The sequence below is a fragment of the Streptomyces sp. NPDC003456 genome, assembly GCF_042878735.1.
In the GTDB taxonomy this organism is placed as follows: domain Bacteria; phylum Actinomycetota; class Actinomycetes; order Streptomycetales; family Streptomycetaceae; genus Streptomyces.
Map to the genome: position 1 here is coordinate 1,008,306 of NZ_JBIAOK010000004.1, position 14,516 is coordinate 1,022,821.

At 72.8% G+C, this 14,516-nt stretch carries 11 protein-coding genes; 9 read left to right on the top strand and 2 right to left on the bottom strand.

All coding sequences use genetic code 11. The features are described from left to right. Positions 1-17: 17 nt before the first annotated feature. From ACFYWG_RS20760 to ACFYWG_RS20785, 6 genes are all read left to right on the top strand, one after another. Complete coding sequence (locus ACFYWG_RS20760) at positions 18-1,265, top strand: spermidine/putrescine ABC transporter substrate-binding protein (protein ID WP_383510113.1); 1,248 nt, start codon at positions 18-20, stop codon at positions 1,263-1,265. 5 nt (positions 1,266-1,270) lie between these two features. Further along, a complete protein-coding gene (locus tag ACFYWG_RS20765; RefSeq protein ID WP_383510110.1) occupies positions 1,271-2,416 on the top strand; it encodes an ABC transporter ATP-binding protein in 1,146 nt (381 codons plus the stop codon). Further along, the gene (locus tag ACFYWG_RS20770; protein ID WP_376334636.1) at positions 2,416-3,345 is read left to right on the top strand and encodes an ABC transporter permease; all 930 of its coding nucleotides are present in this window, start codon (positions 2,416-2,418) and stop codon (positions 3,343-3,345) included. Before ACFYWG_RS20765 ends, ACFYWG_RS20770 begins: the two co-directional genes overlap by 1 nt. Further along, complete coding sequence (locus ACFYWG_RS20775; RefSeq protein ID WP_376334634.1) at positions 3,346-4,146, top strand: ABC transporter permease; 801 nt, start codon at positions 3,346-3,348, stop codon at positions 4,144-4,146. Positions 4,147-4,164: 18 nt separating this feature from the next. Next, entirely contained in the window at positions 4,165-5,583 is a 1,419-nt protein-coding gene (locus ACFYWG_RS20780) for an NAD(P)/FAD-dependent oxidoreductase (protein ID WP_383510106.1), read from the top strand. A 129-nt stretch (positions 5,584-5,712) separates the two neighbouring features. Next, positions 5,713-6,168, top strand: coding sequence for a hypothetical protein (locus tag ACFYWG_RS20785; protein ID WP_376334630.1), 456 nt, complete (start codon positions 5,713-5,715; stop codon positions 6,166-6,168). Here ACFYWG_RS20785 and ACFYWG_RS20790 read toward each other — a convergent pair. After that, positions 6,165-6,851: a phosphatase PAP2 family protein gene (locus ACFYWG_RS20790; protein ID WP_389202675.1), complete on the bottom strand. Its 687-nt coding sequence runs from the start codon at positions 6,849-6,851 to the stop codon at positions 6,165-6,167. The genes ACFYWG_RS20785 and ACFYWG_RS20790 overlap by 4 nt on opposite strands. Before the next feature lie 456 nt (positions 6,852-7,307). Next, the gene (gene gabT / locus ACFYWG_RS20795) at positions 7,308-8,642 is read right to left on the bottom strand and encodes a 4-aminobutyrate--2-oxoglutarate transaminase (protein ID WP_376334626.1); all 1,335 of its coding nucleotides are present in this window, start codon (positions 8,640-8,642) and stop codon (positions 7,308-7,310) included. A 252-nt stretch (positions 8,643-8,894) separates the two neighbouring features. Between gabT and ACFYWG_RS20800 the strand changes: the two genes are divergently transcribed. The 3 genes from ACFYWG_RS20800 to ACFYWG_RS20810 all read left to right on the top strand — a co-directional run bounded on the left by ACFYWG_RS20800 (position 8,895) and on the right by ACFYWG_RS20810 (position 14,430). After that, positions 8,895-11,024, top strand: coding sequence for an ATP-binding protein (locus tag ACFYWG_RS20800; RefSeq protein ID WP_389202678.1), 2,130 nt, complete (start codon positions 8,895-8,897; stop codon positions 11,022-11,024). A gap of 167 nt (positions 11,025-11,191) precedes the next feature. Next, positions 11,192-12,865: a PucR family transcriptional regulator gene (locus tag ACFYWG_RS20805; protein WP_389202680.1), complete on the top strand. Its 1,674-nt coding sequence runs from the start codon at positions 11,192-11,194 to the stop codon at positions 12,863-12,865. Between the two features lie 119 nt (positions 12,866-12,984). Further along, positions 12,985-14,430, top strand: a complete 1,446-nt coding sequence (locus ACFYWG_RS20810) for an aldehyde dehydrogenase family protein (protein WP_376332762.1) — start codon at positions 12,985-12,987, stop codon at positions 14,428-14,430. Positions 14,431-14,516: the final 86 nt, after the last annotated feature.

Genomic DNA, 14,516 nt, shown 5'->3' on the forward strand with positions numbered 1-14,516 from the left:
GAAAGGGCACCACGCGCATGGAGCAGTACGAGCCCGACCGCCTGTCCGCGGCCCAAGTGGCCGCCGCGCGGCGCAGTCTCACCAACGGCAGGGCCGCCCTCACCCGGCGGTCACTGCTGCGCGCCTCCACGGGCGGCGCGCTGGCGATCGGCGGACTGGGAACGCTGAGCGCCTGCGGGATCCCGGCGGCGGGTCAGTCGCAGGGCGGCGTCCCCGCCGAGGACCGCTCGGCCAAGGAGAAGACGGTGAACTTCTCCAACTGGACCGAGTACATGGACGTCGACGACAGCGGCAAGCGCCACCCGACGCTGGACCGGTTCGCCGAGCGCACCGGCATCAAGGTCAAGTACAGCGAGGACATCAACGACAACAACGAGTTCTTCGGCAAGATCAAGCCGCAGCTCGCCGCGGGCCAGGACACCGGCCGCGACCTGATCGTCCTCACCGACTGGCTGGCCGCCCGCCTCATCCGCCTGGGCTGGGTGCAGAAGCTCGACGCGAGCAACCTGCCGAACGCCTACGCCAACCTGTCCGCCCAGTTCCGCAACCCCGACTGGGACCCGGGCCGCGCCTACTCGTACGTCTGGCAGGGCATCTCGACCGTCATCGCATACAACAAGAAGGCCCTGGACGGCGTCGAGGTGACGTCGATCTCCGACCTGCTCGACAACCCCAAGCTCAAGGGGCGCGTCGGCTTCCTGTCGGAGATGCGCGACAGCGTCGGCATGACCCTGCTCGACATGGGCAAGGACCCGGCCGACTTCACCGCCGACGACTACGACGCCGCCATCGCCCGGCTGCAGAAGGCCGTCGACAAGGGCCAGATCCGCCGCTTCACCGGCAACGACTACACCTCGGACCTGACCAGCGGCGACTTCGCCGCCTGCGTCGCCTGGGCCGGGGACGTCGTCCAGCTCAAGGCGGACAGCCCCGACATCGACTTCCTCATCCCGGACAGCGGCTACATGACGTCCACCGACAACCTGCTGATCCCCAACAAGGCCCGCCACAAGACGAACGCCGAACGGCTCATCGACTTCTACTACGAGCCGAAGCCGGCCGCCGAACTCGCCGCGTACATCAACTACGTGTGCCCGGTCGACGGCGTGAAGCCCGAACTGGCCAAGATCGACGAGGACGCGGCCGACAACCCGCTGATCCTCCCCGACAAGGCGATGGCCGCCAAGTCCCGCGCCTTCCGCTCGCTGAGCGCGAAGGAAGAGACCGAGTTCGAAGCCAAGTTCGCGAAGCTGACGGGGGCGTGACCACCATGACGAACAAGAAAGACCCCAGCGGCGACGTCCGCCTCACCGGCATCGCCAAGAACTACGGCTCCTTCACGGCCGTCCACCCGCTCGACCTGACCGTGCCCCAGGGCTCGTTCTTCGCCCTGCTCGGCGCGTCCGGCTGCGGCAAGACCACCACCCTGCGCATGATCGCCGGCCTGGAGGAACCCTCCGCCGGCACGGTCCACCTCGGCGACCAGGACGTCACCTCGCTGCCCCCCTACAAGCGCCCGGTCAACACGGTCTTCCAGTCCTACGCCCTCTTCCCGCACCTGGACATCTTCGAAAACGTGGCCTTCGGACTGCGCCGCCGCGGCCTGAAGTCGGTGAAGAAGCAGGTCGACGAGATGCTGGAGCTGGTGCAGCTCGGCGAGCAGGCCCGCAAGAAGCCGCACCAGCTCTCCGGCGGCCAGCAGCAGCGCGTCGCCGTCGCCCGCGCGCTGATCAACCACCCGCAGGTGCTGCTCCTCGACGAGCCGCTGGGCGCCCTCGACCTGAAACTGCGCCGCCAGATGCAGCTGGAGCTCAAGCGCATCCAGACCGAGGTCGGCATCACCTTCGTCCACGTCACGCACGACCAGGAGGAGGCCATGACCATGGCCGACACCGTCGCCGTGATGAACGGGGGCCGCGTCGAGCAACTCGGCTCCCCGGCCGAGCTGTACGAGAACCCGCGCACCACCTTCGTCGCCAACTTCCTCGGCACCTCCAACTTCATCGAGGCCGAGGTCGACTCCAGGAGCGGGGACGAGATCGTGCTGCGGGCGGGCGGCGGCAAGCTCGTGCTGCCCGAGAGCCGATGTACGGCGCCCGCGGGCACCGGCGGCAAGGTGCTGGTCGGCGTCCGACCGGAGAAGATATCCCTCACCCACGCGGACGACGCCGGCGAGATCCCCGAGGGCCGCAACCGCATCACCGGCCGCATCGCCGACTCCAGCTTCATCGGCGTCTCGACCCAGTACGTCGTCGACAGCCCGGTCTGCTCCGACTTCGAGGTCTACGCCCAGAACATCGACCGCGACCCCCGCCTGGTGCCCGGCACCGAGGTCGTCCTGCACTGGAACCCGGCGCACACCTTCGGCCTGGACGCCGCCCAGGACGCCGAGGCCGGAGTGGAAGAGGCGGTCTGATGAGCACACTCACCGAGGCGCCGCCACCGCTCGCACCCGAGGCGCCCCCCTCGAAGCCGCGCAAGCGCCGGGGGCGCTGGACGCCCTACTGGCTGCTGCTGCCCGGCATCCTGTGGCTGGTCGTCTTCTTCGCGCTGCCGATGATCTACCAGGCCTCCACGTCCGTGCAGACGGGCTCCCTGGAGCAGGGCTACAAGGTCACCTGGCACTTCGCGACCTACTGGGACGCGCTGTCCGCGTACTGGCCGCAGTTCGTCCGCTCGGTGCTCTACGCGGGCACGGCCACGATCCTGTGCCTGCTGCTCGGCTACCCGCTGGCCTATCTGATCGCCTTCCGCGCGGGCCGCTGGAAGAACCTGATCATGATCCTGGTGATCGCGCCGTTCTTCACCAGCTTCCTGATCCGCACCCTGGCCTGGAAGACGATCCTCGCCGACGGCGGTCCGGTCGTCGGCGCGCTCAACACCCTGCACGTGCTGGACGTCACCACCTGGCTCGGCATGACCGCGGGCGACCGCGTGCTGGCCACGCCGCTGGCGGTGGTGTGCGGTCTGACGTACAACTTCCTGCCGTTCATGATCCTGCCGCTGTACACCTCGCTGGAGCGCATCGACGGCCGGCTGCACGAGGCGGCCGGTGACCTGTACGCCCGGCCCTGGACGACCTTCCGCAAGGTCACCTTCCCGCTGTCGATGCCGGGCGTCGTCTCCGGCACGCTGCTGACCTTCATCCCGGCGGCCGGCGACTACGTCAACGCCGACCTGCTCGGCTCGACCGACACCCGCATGGTCGGCAACGTCATCCAGACGCAGTTCCTCAGGGTGCTCGACTACCCGACGGCAGCCGCGCTCTCCTTCATCCTCATGGCGGCCATCCTCCTCATGGTCACCCTCTACATCCGCAGGTCCGGGACGGAGGATCTGGTCTAAATGCCCTTCGTCAACTGGCTCAAGAGAAACCTCGTCGTCATCGCGGGACTTCTGACCCTCGGCTATCTGCTCCTGCCGAACGTCGTCGTCACCGTCTTCTCCTTCAACAAGCCCAAGGGCCGCTTCAACTACGAGTGGCAGCAGTTCTCCCTGGACGCCTGGAAGGACCCGTGCGGCGTCTCCGGACTGTGCGGCTCGCTGTCCCTGAGCCTGCAGATCGCCCTCTGGGCGACGCTGGGGGCCACCCTCCTGGGCACCCTGATCGCCTTCGCCCTGGTCCGCTACCGTTTCCGGGCCCGCGGGGCCGTGAACTCGCTGATCTTCCTGCCGATGGCGATGCCCGAGGTCGTCATGGCCGCCTCGCTGCTCACCCTGTTCCTCAACCTGGGCGCCCAGCTGGGCTTCTGGACGATCCTCATCGCGCACATCATGTTCTGCCTGAGCTTCGTGGTCACGGCCGTCAAGGCGCGGGTGATGTCGATGGACCCGAAGCTGGAGGAGGCCGCGCGGGACCTGTACGCCGGCCCGTTCCAGACCTTCGTCCGGGTCACCCTGCCGATCGCGGCGCCCGGCATCGCGGCGGGCGCGCTGCTCGCCTTCGCCCTGTCCTTCGACGACTTCATCATCACGAACTTCAACGCCGGCTCGACCGTCACCTTCCCCATGTTCGTGTGGGGGTCGGCCCAGCGCGGAACGCCCGTCCAGATCAATGTCATCGGCACGACGATGTTCGTCGTCGCCGTCCTGTTCGTGCTGGTCTCCATGGTGGTCGGAAACCGTCGCAACAGGCAGAAGGCATAACCGTAGGGAGTTGACATCATGGCCGCTGGAGCCATGAACCGGTTCACCCGCTCGCTGTCCGACGCCCAGCCGGTCCCGTACTGGCTGGACGACCCCGGCCGGCCCCGTCCCGAACCCGCCCTCACCACCTCCGAGACCTGCGACCTGCTGGTCGTCGGCGGCGGGTACAGCGGACTGTGGACCGCGCTGGTCGCCAAGGAGCGCGACCCGCAGCGCGACGTGGTGCTGGTGGAGGGCCGCGAGGTGGGGTGGGCCGCCTCCGGCCGCAACGGCGGGTTCTGCGCCGCATCCCTGACCCACGGGCTGCCCAACGGCCTGACCCGCTGGCCCGACGAGATCCACCGGCTCCAGCAGCTGGGCGAGCGCAACCTCGACGACATCGAGGCCGCGGTCGCCCGGCACGGCATCGACTGCGACTTCGAGCGCACCGGCGAGATCGACGTCGCCACCGAGCCGTACCAGGCCCGGGAACTGCGCGAGTGGCACGAGGAGACGACCCGTCTCGGGCTGGCCGAGGGCGTCGAGTTCCTGGACGCCGACGCCGTGCGGGAGCAGGTGGACTCACCCACCTTCCGGGCCGGACTGTGGGACCGCCGGGGCGTGGCCATGCTGAACCCCGCCAAGCTCGCCTGGGGCCTGAAGCGGGCGTGCCGGGAGCTGGGCGTGCGCGTGTACGAGAACACGCCCGCGCTCGACCTCAAGCCCTTCGGCGCGGGCATGGCCGTACGCACGCCCTACGGCCGGGTCCGCGCCCGCCGGGTCGCCCTCGGCACCAACATCTTCCCGAACCTGGTCAGACGGGTCCGCTCCTACACCGTCCCGGTCTACGACTACGCGCTGATGACCGAGCCGCTGACCGCCGACCAGCTGGCCTCGATCGGCTGGAAGAACCGCCAGGGCCTCGGCGACAGCGCCAACCAGTTCCACTACTTCCGTTTGTCCGCCGACAACCGCGTCCTGTGGGGCGGCTACGACGCGATCTACCCCTACGGCGGCCGGGTCCGTGCCGAGTACGACGACCGGCCCGAGACCTACGCCAAGCTCGCCGGGCACTTCTTCACCTGCTTCCCGCAGCTGGAGGGGGTGCGCTTCTCCCACGCCTGGGGTGGCGCGATCGACACCTGCTCCCGCTTCTCGGCGTTCTTCGGCACCGCCCACCGGGGCAAGGTGGCCTACGCGGCCGGGTACACCGGGCTCGGGGTCGGCGCCACCCGGTTCGGTGCCGAGGTGATGCTGGACCTGCTGGCCGGGCAGCGCACCGAGCGGACCGAGCTGGAGATGGTCCGCAGGAAGCCGCTGCCGTTCCCGCCCGAGCCGTTCGCCTGGACCGGCATCGCCCTCACCAAGTGGTCCCTGGCGCGGGCGGACGCGCAGGGCGGCCGGCGCAACCTGTGGTTGCGGACGATGGACCGGTTGGGGCTCGGCTTCGACAGCTGACAGGCGTGTGAGCCGGTTCACTCCAACGAGGTGCCGGAACCCGCGTAATGACCCCCGGGAGTCCCCCTTCTCCCTCGTGACGTGCCGTCTCGTCCGCGAGGCGCACGAGAGAGAAGGGGGACTTCTTCGATGACAGGGGCGAAGACGGCGGTCGAATGGCTCGTGTCCGTGGCACCGGACCCCGACGCCTGCCGCTGGGAGTGGGAGCGCAACCCGCTGGGTGTCGCACTGCTCCCGGCCGGCAGCGCCTGGGACGTGCTGATCCTGCCCGGCGACCTCGGGTACGCGACGCTGGACGTGCTCAGCCGCATCCTGGACCGGCCCGGTCCCGTGCTCGTGGACTTCGGCGACGCGCGCATGGGCTTCTTCGTGCCGCCGGGGACGGCGGCCCGCTGGCTGGGCACGGGCATCCGCACGGCGGGCGCCGGCACCTGGATCGTCGTGCCGTACCCGGGCCGTGCCTCGCCGGGCGGGGTGCGCTGGCTGGTCCCGCCGGACGGCACGGGCCTGCTGACGGACCCCGCCCTGCTGGAGCTGGCGATGCACGAGGCGGCCGCGGGGCTGGCGACGGAGAGCGGTGACTAGGAGGGTGCCCGGTCGCGTTCCGGGCCGGGCCCGCTCCTCAGGAACAGCCACAGCGACGACAGCAGCACCGCGCACAGGCACCAGCTGGCCACCACGTCCAGGGGCCAGTGGTAGCCGCGGCGGACCAGGCCGTAGCTCGCGCCGAGCACCAGGACGGCGCAGACCCCGGCCAGGGCGCGGCGCGCGAGCGGGGTGGCCAGCCGGGGGAGGAGCAGCAGGGCGGCCGACCCGTAGGCGACGGCGGCCGTGCCGGTGTGGCCCGAGGGGTAGTAGCCGGTGCCGGGCGGGACGGCCGGGGTGCCCGGGCGGTCGGTGAGTTCCTTGAGCGGCACGATCAGCGCCGGGACCAGGGCCATCAGCAGGGCCGCCGCGGCCACCGCCGCCCACCGCCGCCCGTCGCCGCGGGTGCGCAGGACGACGTACCCGAGGGCGGCGGCCAGGACCGGGACGGCGACCTGGACGTTGCCCAGGTCGGCCAGGACCTCGGAGAGCCGGTCCGGGCGGATCAGCGCACGGCTGACGTCCTCGTCCACCCCGACGAGCGGGCCGTCGGCGACGACCTGCCAGGTGATCAGGGCGAAGAGCGCGGCGGGCAGGCCGAGCAGGAGGGCGGGCAGGCCCGGCCGCGTCCGCCCGCTCCGTACGGCGGGCTCGGCGCGGTCCTGGTGCGCGGGGATCGGCATGGCCCCCAGCCTGCCACGGGCACGAACGCCCCCCCGGTCCCGCGGAGTCGTCACGCGGGCGGCGAGGGGCGTGGAGGGGGTCGGCCGCCCCGGAACAGGGGGGGTGGTTCCGGGGCGGCCGACCGGACCGGAACGCCGCGCGCCCCGGGGGGTTTGGGGCGGGCGACCGTCCGATCGGTGTGGAGATCCGGAGCCCTGGGGTTCCGGCGGTGTGCGCGAGGGCACGACCAGGTCGAAGCTGGGGAGGCCGCGGCCTGGTGTCACCCACAGTCCCCTGCGGGCGGGGTGTATCTCATCCGGGTAGAACCTACGGCAGCGGCCGGGCGGAGGACAGGGCGCGGAGCCCGCTGTCATCCACCTCGCACACCTTCTTCACACGCTCTGCGACCCGCGCCTGCGGAGCGGAATCGCGGCGCGCGCCCCGCCCGACGGGAGCGGGACGCGCGAGCGGGCGGCTCAGATGCGGGAGAAGGCCTGCTCGATGATGTCGAGGCCCTCGTTCAGCAGGTCCTCGCCGATCACCAGCGGGGGCAGGAAGCGGAGGACGTTGCCGTAGGTGCCACAGGTCAGGACCAGCAGACCCTCGGCGTGGCAGGCCTTGGCGAGCGCGCCGGTCGCCTCCGGGTGGGGCTCCTTGGTGGCGCGGTCCTTGACCAGCTCGATGGCGATCATCGCGCCGCGGCCGCGGACGTCGCCGATGATCTCGAACTTCTCCGCCATGGCACCGAGGCGGGCCTTCATGATCGCCTCGATGTTCTTCGCCTTGGCGTTGAGGTCCAGCTCCTTCATCGTCTCGATCGAGCCGAGCGCGCCGGCGCAGGCGACCGGGTTGCCGCCGTAGGTGCCGCCCAGGCCGCCGGCGTGCGCGGCGTCCATGATCTCGGCGCGGCCGGTGACGGCGGCCAGCGGCAGACCGCCGGCGATGCCCTTGGCCGTCGTGATGAGGTCCGGGACGATGCCCTCGTCCTCGCAGGCGAACCACTGGCCGGTGCGGCAGAAGCCGGACTGGATCTCGTCGGCGACGAAGACGATGCCGTTGTCGGCGGCGAACTGGCGGATCGCGGGCAGGAAGCCCTTGGCGGGCTCGATGAAGCCGCCCTCGCCGAGCACCGGCTCGATGATGATGGCGGCCACGTTGTCCGCGCCGACCTGCTTGCTGATCTGGTCGATCGCCTGGGCGGCGGCCTCCGGGCCGGCGTTCTCGGCGCCGGTCGGCCAGCGGTAGCCGTAGGCCACCGGCACGCGGTACACCTCGGGCGCGAACGGCCCGAAGCCGTTCTTGTACGGCATGTTCTTCGACGTCAGCGCCATGGTGAGGTTGGTGCGGCCGTGGTAGCCGTGGTCGAACACCACGACGGCCTGGCGCTTGGTGTAGGCGCGGGCGATCTTGACCGCGTTCTCCACCGCCTCGGCGCCCGAGTTGAACAGCGCGCTCTTCTTGGCGTGGTCGCCCGGAGTCAGCTCGGCGAGCGCCTCGGCGACCTCGACGTAACCCTCGTACGGCGTGACCATGAAACAGGTGTGGGTGAAGTCGGCGAGCTGCGCCGACGCCCGCCGCACGACGGCCTCGGCGGAGGCGCCGACGGAGGTCACGGCGATGCCGGAGCCGAAGTCGATCAGGCGGTTGCCGTCGACGTCCTCGATGATGCCGCCGCCGGCGCGCGCCGTGAACACGGGCAGCACGGAGCCCACACCCTGCGCCACCGCGGCGGTGCGGCGGGCCTGCAGCTCCTGCGACTTCGGGCCGGGGATGGCGGTGACGACGCGACGCTCCTGCGGCAGTGCGCTCATGCGGGGCTCCTGGGGGTGGTGCGGAGGACTTGTACAGACCGTTGACTTCTTTTCTCGCAGGCTAGGGCGGGCGGAGGAGGGTGGGCATGCTCCATGTGGGCGTTGTCGGCGGCGCCGCTTGTCCGGGGTGGACATGGCAGCCCCCCGGACCGGTGTCCACGACCCGGCCGCGTAAGCGGTGAACTCCCCGGGGGAGGGCGTTAGATTGGCTCGCTGATGGTGGACGGAGCGGCTGGTCAGGGGGCAGGGGCGATGGACAGCGACGGGATGCGGGACGCGCGGGGTACGCATGCGAATCCTGTGCCGCGCCCGGCGGGGCCGCCGGAGGTGCCGGCGATGCCGCCGCGCCCGCCCCGGTCGCCGGCGCCGCCCCTGCCCGACGGGTCGTCCTTCCTCACCTGGCTGCGCGCGCCGCGCCCCGAGGCCGCCCCGGGCGTGTGGCGGTTCGGGCACCGGCCGCGGCCCGCCGAGGAACCCGATGCCGTGCCCACCCGTCAGCTGCTGAGCGGGGCGCTGATCGCCTTCCTGGTGGGGTGGCTGGTCTGGTCCCTGCTGCAGAACGACTACCTGGGCAGCTGGTGGTGGATCCCGTTCGACCTGATCGTCCCGGACGCCTGGCGGGGCGGCGACAGCGACCTCGGCGAGACGGGGACGTTCGTCGTCTACCGCGGCTACGAGCTGCTGGTCGCCCTGGCCATCATGGTCGCGGTGGCCCGGCTCGGCCGCTGGGGCGAGGTGTGGCGCCGCTTCGTCACCCCTCTCCACCGGCGTCCGCAGTCGCCCGCCGCGCAGACGGGCCCCGAGGACGACCCGGCGCAGTGGAACGAGCTGCGCGCCGCCGGCGCCGTCGACGCCGCCGAACGGCTGGCCGCCGAGGCGCGTTCCGGGCTGATGCGGGACGTGGACCACGCCCGGATCCTGCGCGCCTGGCAGGGGGTGTGCACCGGGCGGCACAGCCTCGCCACCTTCAGCGGTGCCGTGCTCAAGGACGGTGCGGCCGCCTGCCTGCACCCCTCGGGGGAACGGGACCTGCCCGCCCGGCTGGCCCGGCACGACCTGCTCACGGGGCAGGTGCGGCTCGGCACCACCGTGGACGACGCCCGCAACCCCTACGCCTACCGCGGGGCCGGGCTCGCCCTGGGCACCGACCTGCTCGGCACCTCGCTCGTGGCCGTGGGCCCCGCCGGTTCCGGCAAGACCGGCATGATCGTCCGGCCGCTCGCCGAGTCCCTCTGCCTGCACGCCCTGGCCGGGCGGGCCGCCGTGGTGGTCGTCGGGGCGGCCGGGGCCGGGCTCGGGCCGGCCGACGCCTATGACGTCGTCGTGCGGATCGGGAACCCGGACTCCGAGTACGACCTCGACCTGTACGGCGGGAGCGCCGACCCGGACGAGGCCGCGGCCGTGCTCGCCGAGGCGCTGGTCGGGGACCTCGCCGACCCGCACCCGGGCAGTGACACCCGGCGCTCGACCACCGTCCTGGCCCAGTTGCTCGGGCCGTTCCGGGCCGTGCACGGGCGTTTCCCCTCCGTACCGGAGCTGCGGCAGCTCCTCGACGGCTCGCCCGGGCCCTTCGCGGCGCTGCGCCAGGGGCTGCAGGACGCCGGGCAGGAGTCGCTGCTGCGCGAACTGGACGCCCGCGAGCGGCAGATGGGTCGGCCCGGGGACGTCGCCGGTGTCCTCGCGGACCGGGTCGCGCTGCTGGACCGGCCCGCCTTCGCCGGCTTCTTCGACACCTCCGGGCAGTCGCGGCCGTTCACGCTGAAGGCGCTCGACCACCCCGTGCGCGTGCGCATCGACCTGCCCCAGCGCGGGCACGCCGACGCCTCCCGGATGCTCGCGCGGCTGGTGCTCGCCCAGTTCACGGCCAGCGTCGCCGTGCGGGAGGACCGGTCGCTGTTCGCCTGCCTGGTGCTCGACGACGCGACCGGGGTGGTGACCCCCGAGGCCGTCCGCGGCATCCAGCGGCTGCGCTCCGGCAACGCCGGTGTGGTGCTGACGCTGCGGACCCTCGACGACGTGGCCCGGCCGCTGCGCGGGCCGCTGCTCGGGGCGACCGGGTGCCGGATGGCGCTGGCGGGGGTCACGCCCTGGGACGGCCAGGACTTCGCCGAGGTGTGGGGCAAGGAGTGGACCGAGGCGCGGGACGTCACCGACCGGCAGATCATCGCCGAGACCCCGGCGGGCAAGGCCCTGCACGCGGTGCGCCGGGTGATCACCGGCAAGGCCCCGACCGCGCGGGCCGTGACCGTGCGTCAGGTGGAGCGGGAGCGCTGGTCGGCGTCCGAGCTGGCGCACGGCGTGCCGGCCGGGCACGCGGTGCTGTCCCTGACCACCGTGCAGGGCGAGCACGCGCCCCCGCTGCTGGTGGATCTGCGCAGCTGAGGACGGCCGAGGGGACGGGCGGCCGCGCCCGGGCCCCGGTCGGGGCTGCCCGTACCCACCGGTTCCGGTACGCCGGGACCGTACGGTGAGGCAGAATCGTCACAGGTCGTTCATACGCGGCGGCCAAATGACCACAGTGATCACACCGCCCCGACGCAGAAGGCCCCATGCCCCCGACGCTCGCCTCGCTCGTCCACCACTCCGCCCTCAAGCTGACCGTGCGGGCCGGCGAGGACCGCCTGGACGTGCCGGTGCGCTGGGCCCACGTCAGCGAGCTCGCCGACCCCGTCCCCTACATGGAGGGCGGCGAGCTGCTGCTGATCACCGCCCTCAAGCTGGACGCCGAGGACCCGGAGGCGATGCGGCGCTACGTGCGCCGGCTGGCCGGTGCCGGGGTGGTCGGGCTGGGCTTCGCCGTCGGCGTCAACTACGAGGAGATCCCCAAGGCGCTCGTCGACGCGGCGGAGGAGGAGGGCCTGCCGCTGCTGGAGGTGCCGCGCCGGACGCCGTTCCTCGCCATCAGCAAGGCCGTGTCCGCCGCGATCGCCGCCGACCAGTACCGGGCCGTCACGGCCGGGTTCGCCGCCCAGCGGGAGCTGACCCGGCAGGCCCAGACCGGGGGCCCGGAAGGGCTGCTGGCCGCGCTGGCCGCACAGGTCGACGGCTGGGCGGCCCTGTACGACGCCTCCGGCGCCGTCGTCGCCGCCGCACCGGAGTGGGCGGGCCGGCGCGCCGCGCGGCTCACCGCCGACGTGCAGCGGCTGCGGGACCGGCCCGCGCCCGCCTCGTCCGTGGTCGGCGGCCCGGAGAACGAGGACCGGGTCGAGCTGCACACCATCGGCACCGGCCGCCGCCCCCGCGCGGCCCTCGCCGTGGGCACCGCCGCCGCCCCCGGCACCGCCGAGCGGTACGCCGTGCACTCGGCCGTCGCGCTGCTGACCCTGACCACCGAACGCTCCCGCTCCTTGCAGGCCGCCGAGCAGCGGGTCGGCACGGCGGTGCTGCGCATGCTGCTGGCCGGCGAGCCGGACCACGCCCGCGCCGTCGCCGGGGACCTCTACGGCGGACTGCTGGACGCGCCGTTCCGGATGGTGGTCGCCGAGCGGGTGCCGGTCTCCGCGTCGGCCGCGCTGGCGCGGGCCGAGGCCCGGGCGGCGGCCCCCGCGGCCGAGCGGCCGTCGGCCGCCGCGCTCGCCGCGGCCGACACCGGCGGAGACCCGCTCGCCGCGCTCGCCGAGGTCGTCGAGTCCGCGGCCGCCCGCGCCGGCGAGGCCGTGCTGGTCGTGCCGGAGGGGGAGCGGCTGGTGGTGCTGGCCGCGGACGGCGGCGCCGCCGCGGCGGCCTGCGCGGAGTACGCGGGGGCCCTGGAGACGGCCCGCTCGGGTGGGCGCGAGAAGGTGCCGGGCGGCGAGGAGGACGACCTGGTCGTCGGCCTGTCGGCCCCGGCCGGGCCGATCGCCGCGTCCGCCGCGTACAAGCAGGCCGAGCAGGCCCTGTCGGTGGCACGGCGCCGCGGGCGGGTGCTGGTGGAGCACGAGCAGATGGCGGCCGGGTCCGTGCTGCCGCTGCTCGCGGACGACGCCGTACGGGCGTTCGCCGACGGCATGCTGCGCCCGCTGTACGAGCACGACGCCACGGGCCGCGGCGACCTGGTCGCCTCCCTGCGCGCCTGGCTGTCCAAGCACGGCCAGTGGGACGCGGCCGCGGCCGACCTCGGCGTCCACCGGCACACCCTGCGCTACCGCATGCGCCGCGTGGAGGAGATCCTCGGCCGCTCCCTGGACGATCCGGACGCCCGGATGGAGCTGTGGCTGGCCCTCAAAGCGACCTCCACGGAATAGCCAATCCGTAGTGTCCCGGCCCACCAGTGCTACGCGCCGGACAACCCCTGTTCGGCCGCTCCGCGCCTACCGTTGATCCGTCACAGGACCACCCCCGACGCCGAAGGGCCGGAACCCACATGACCTCCACCCACGCCTTCTGGCTCGCCGGCCGCCAGGCCACCGGCGAGGACACCTTCGACGTCAGCTCCCCGTGGGACGGGCGGCTCGTCGGCAAGGTGAGCATCCCCACGGACGCGCAGGTCGAGGAGGCCGTCGCCGCCGCGTACGCCGTGCGCGACGAGTTCGCCGCCACCCCGGCGCACGTGCGGGCCGCCGCCCTCGACCACGTCAGCAAGCGCCTCGCCGAGCGCACCGAGGAGATCGCGCAGCTGATCTCCGCCGAGAACGGCAAGCCCATGAAGTGGGCCCGCGGCGAGGTCGGCCGTGCCGTGTCGGTGTTCCGCTTCGCGGCCGAGGAGGCCCGGCGGTTCAACGGCGGCGAGGCCCAGCGCCTCGACACCGACCTCGGCGGCCAGGGCCGGCTCGCCCTCACGCGCCGCTTCCCCAAGGGCGTCGTGCTGGGCATCGCGCCCTTCAACTTCCCGCTGAACCTCTGCGCCCACAAGGTCGCCCCGGCCATCGCCGCCGGCGCCCCGATCATCCTCAAGCCGGCCCCCGCGACCCCGCTGTCCGGCCTGATCATCGGCGACCTGCTCGCCGAGACCGAGCTGCCCGCCGGCTCCTGGAGCATCCTGCCGGTCGCCAACGACAAGATGCCCGCCCTCGTGCAGGACGAGCGCCTGCCCGTGATCTCCTTCACCGGCTCCGAGAAGGTCGGTTACGCGATCATGGACTCGGTGCCGCGCAAGCACTGCACCCTGGAGCTGGGCGGCAACGGCGCGGCCGTCGTCCTCGCCGACTGGGCGAGCGACGAGGACCTGGACTGGGCGGCGAACCGCATCGCCACCTTCTCCAACTACCAGGGCGGCCAGTCCTGCATCTCCGTCCAGCGCGTCATCGCCGACGCCTCGGTGTACGACCGGCTGCTGCCGCGCATCGTCGCCGCCGTCGAGGCCCAGGTCACCGGTGACCCGAGCGACGACAAGACGGACGTCGGCCCGCTCGTCAGCGAGGACGCCGCGAAGCGCGTCGAGACGTGGGTCCGCGAGGCCGTCGACGCCGGGGCGCAGCTGCTCACCGGCGGCGAGCGGGACGGCGCCACCTACGCGCCGACCGTCCTGGCCGAGGTCCCGGCCGAGGTGACGATCTCCTGCGAGGAGGTCTTCGGGCCGGTCCTGACGGTGCAGAAGGCGGACGGCGAGGCGGCGGCCTTCGCCGCGGTCAACGACTCCAAGTACGGCCTGCAGGCGGGCGTGTTCACCCACGACCTGCAGACCGCCTTCCGCGCCCACCGGGCCCTGGAGGTCGGCGGCGTCGTCGTCGGCGACGTCCCCTCCTACCGCGCCGACCAGATGCCCTACGGCGGCGTCAAGCAGTCCGGCGTGGGCCGCGAGGGCGTGCGCTTCGCCATGGAGGACTACACCTACGAGCGGGTCATGGTCCTCACCGGCCTCAGCCTCTGACCCGCTCCGGCCTCACCGGCCTCAGCCTCTGACCCGCTCCGGCCTGAACCGGGCCTTCCCGGGCCCCCTCTGGCTCATGGGAACCA

Bases quoted from the DNA above. Each gene is read 5' to 3' on its own strand.
- ACFYWG_RS20780 (WP_383510106.1), top strand. From the start codon at position 4,165: ATGGCCGCTGGAGCCATGAACCGGTTCACCCGCTCGCTGTCCGACGCC.
- ACFYWG_RS20770 (WP_376334636.1), top strand. From the start codon at position 2,416: ATGAGCACACTCACCGAGGCGCCGCCACCGCTCGCACCCGAGGCGCCC.
- ACFYWG_RS20800 (WP_389202678.1), top strand. From the start codon at position 8,895: ATGGACAGCGACGGGATGCGGGACGCGCGGGGTACGCATGCGAATCCT.
- gabT (WP_376334626.1), bottom strand. From the start codon at position 8,642: ATGAGCGCACTGCCGCAGGAGCGTCGCGTCGTCACCGCCATCCCCGGC.
- ACFYWG_RS20790 (WP_389202675.1), bottom strand. From the start codon at position 6,851: ATGCCGATCCCCGCGCACCAGGACCGCGCCGAGCCCGCCGTACGGAGC.
- ACFYWG_RS20765 (WP_383510110.1), top strand. From the start codon at position 1,271: ATGACGAACAAGAAAGACCCCAGCGGCGACGTCCGCCTCACCGGCATC.
- ACFYWG_RS20805 (WP_389202680.1), top strand. From the start codon at position 11,192: ATGCCCCCGACGCTCGCCTCGCTCGTCCACCACTCCGCCCTCAAGCTG.
- ACFYWG_RS20760 (WP_383510113.1), top strand. From the start codon at position 18: ATGGAGCAGTACGAGCCCGACCGCCTGTCCGCGGCCCAAGTGGCCGCC.
- ACFYWG_RS20785 (WP_376334630.1), top strand. From the start codon at position 5,713: ATGACAGGGGCGAAGACGGCGGTCGAATGGCTCGTGTCCGTGGCACCG.
- ACFYWG_RS20810 (WP_376332762.1), top strand. From the start codon at position 12,985: ATGACCTCCACCCACGCCTTCTGGCTCGCCGGCCGCCAGGCCACCGGC.
- ACFYWG_RS20775 (WP_376334634.1), top strand. From the start codon at position 3,346: ATGCCCTTCGTCAACTGGCTCAAGAGAAACCTCGTCGTCATCGCGGGA.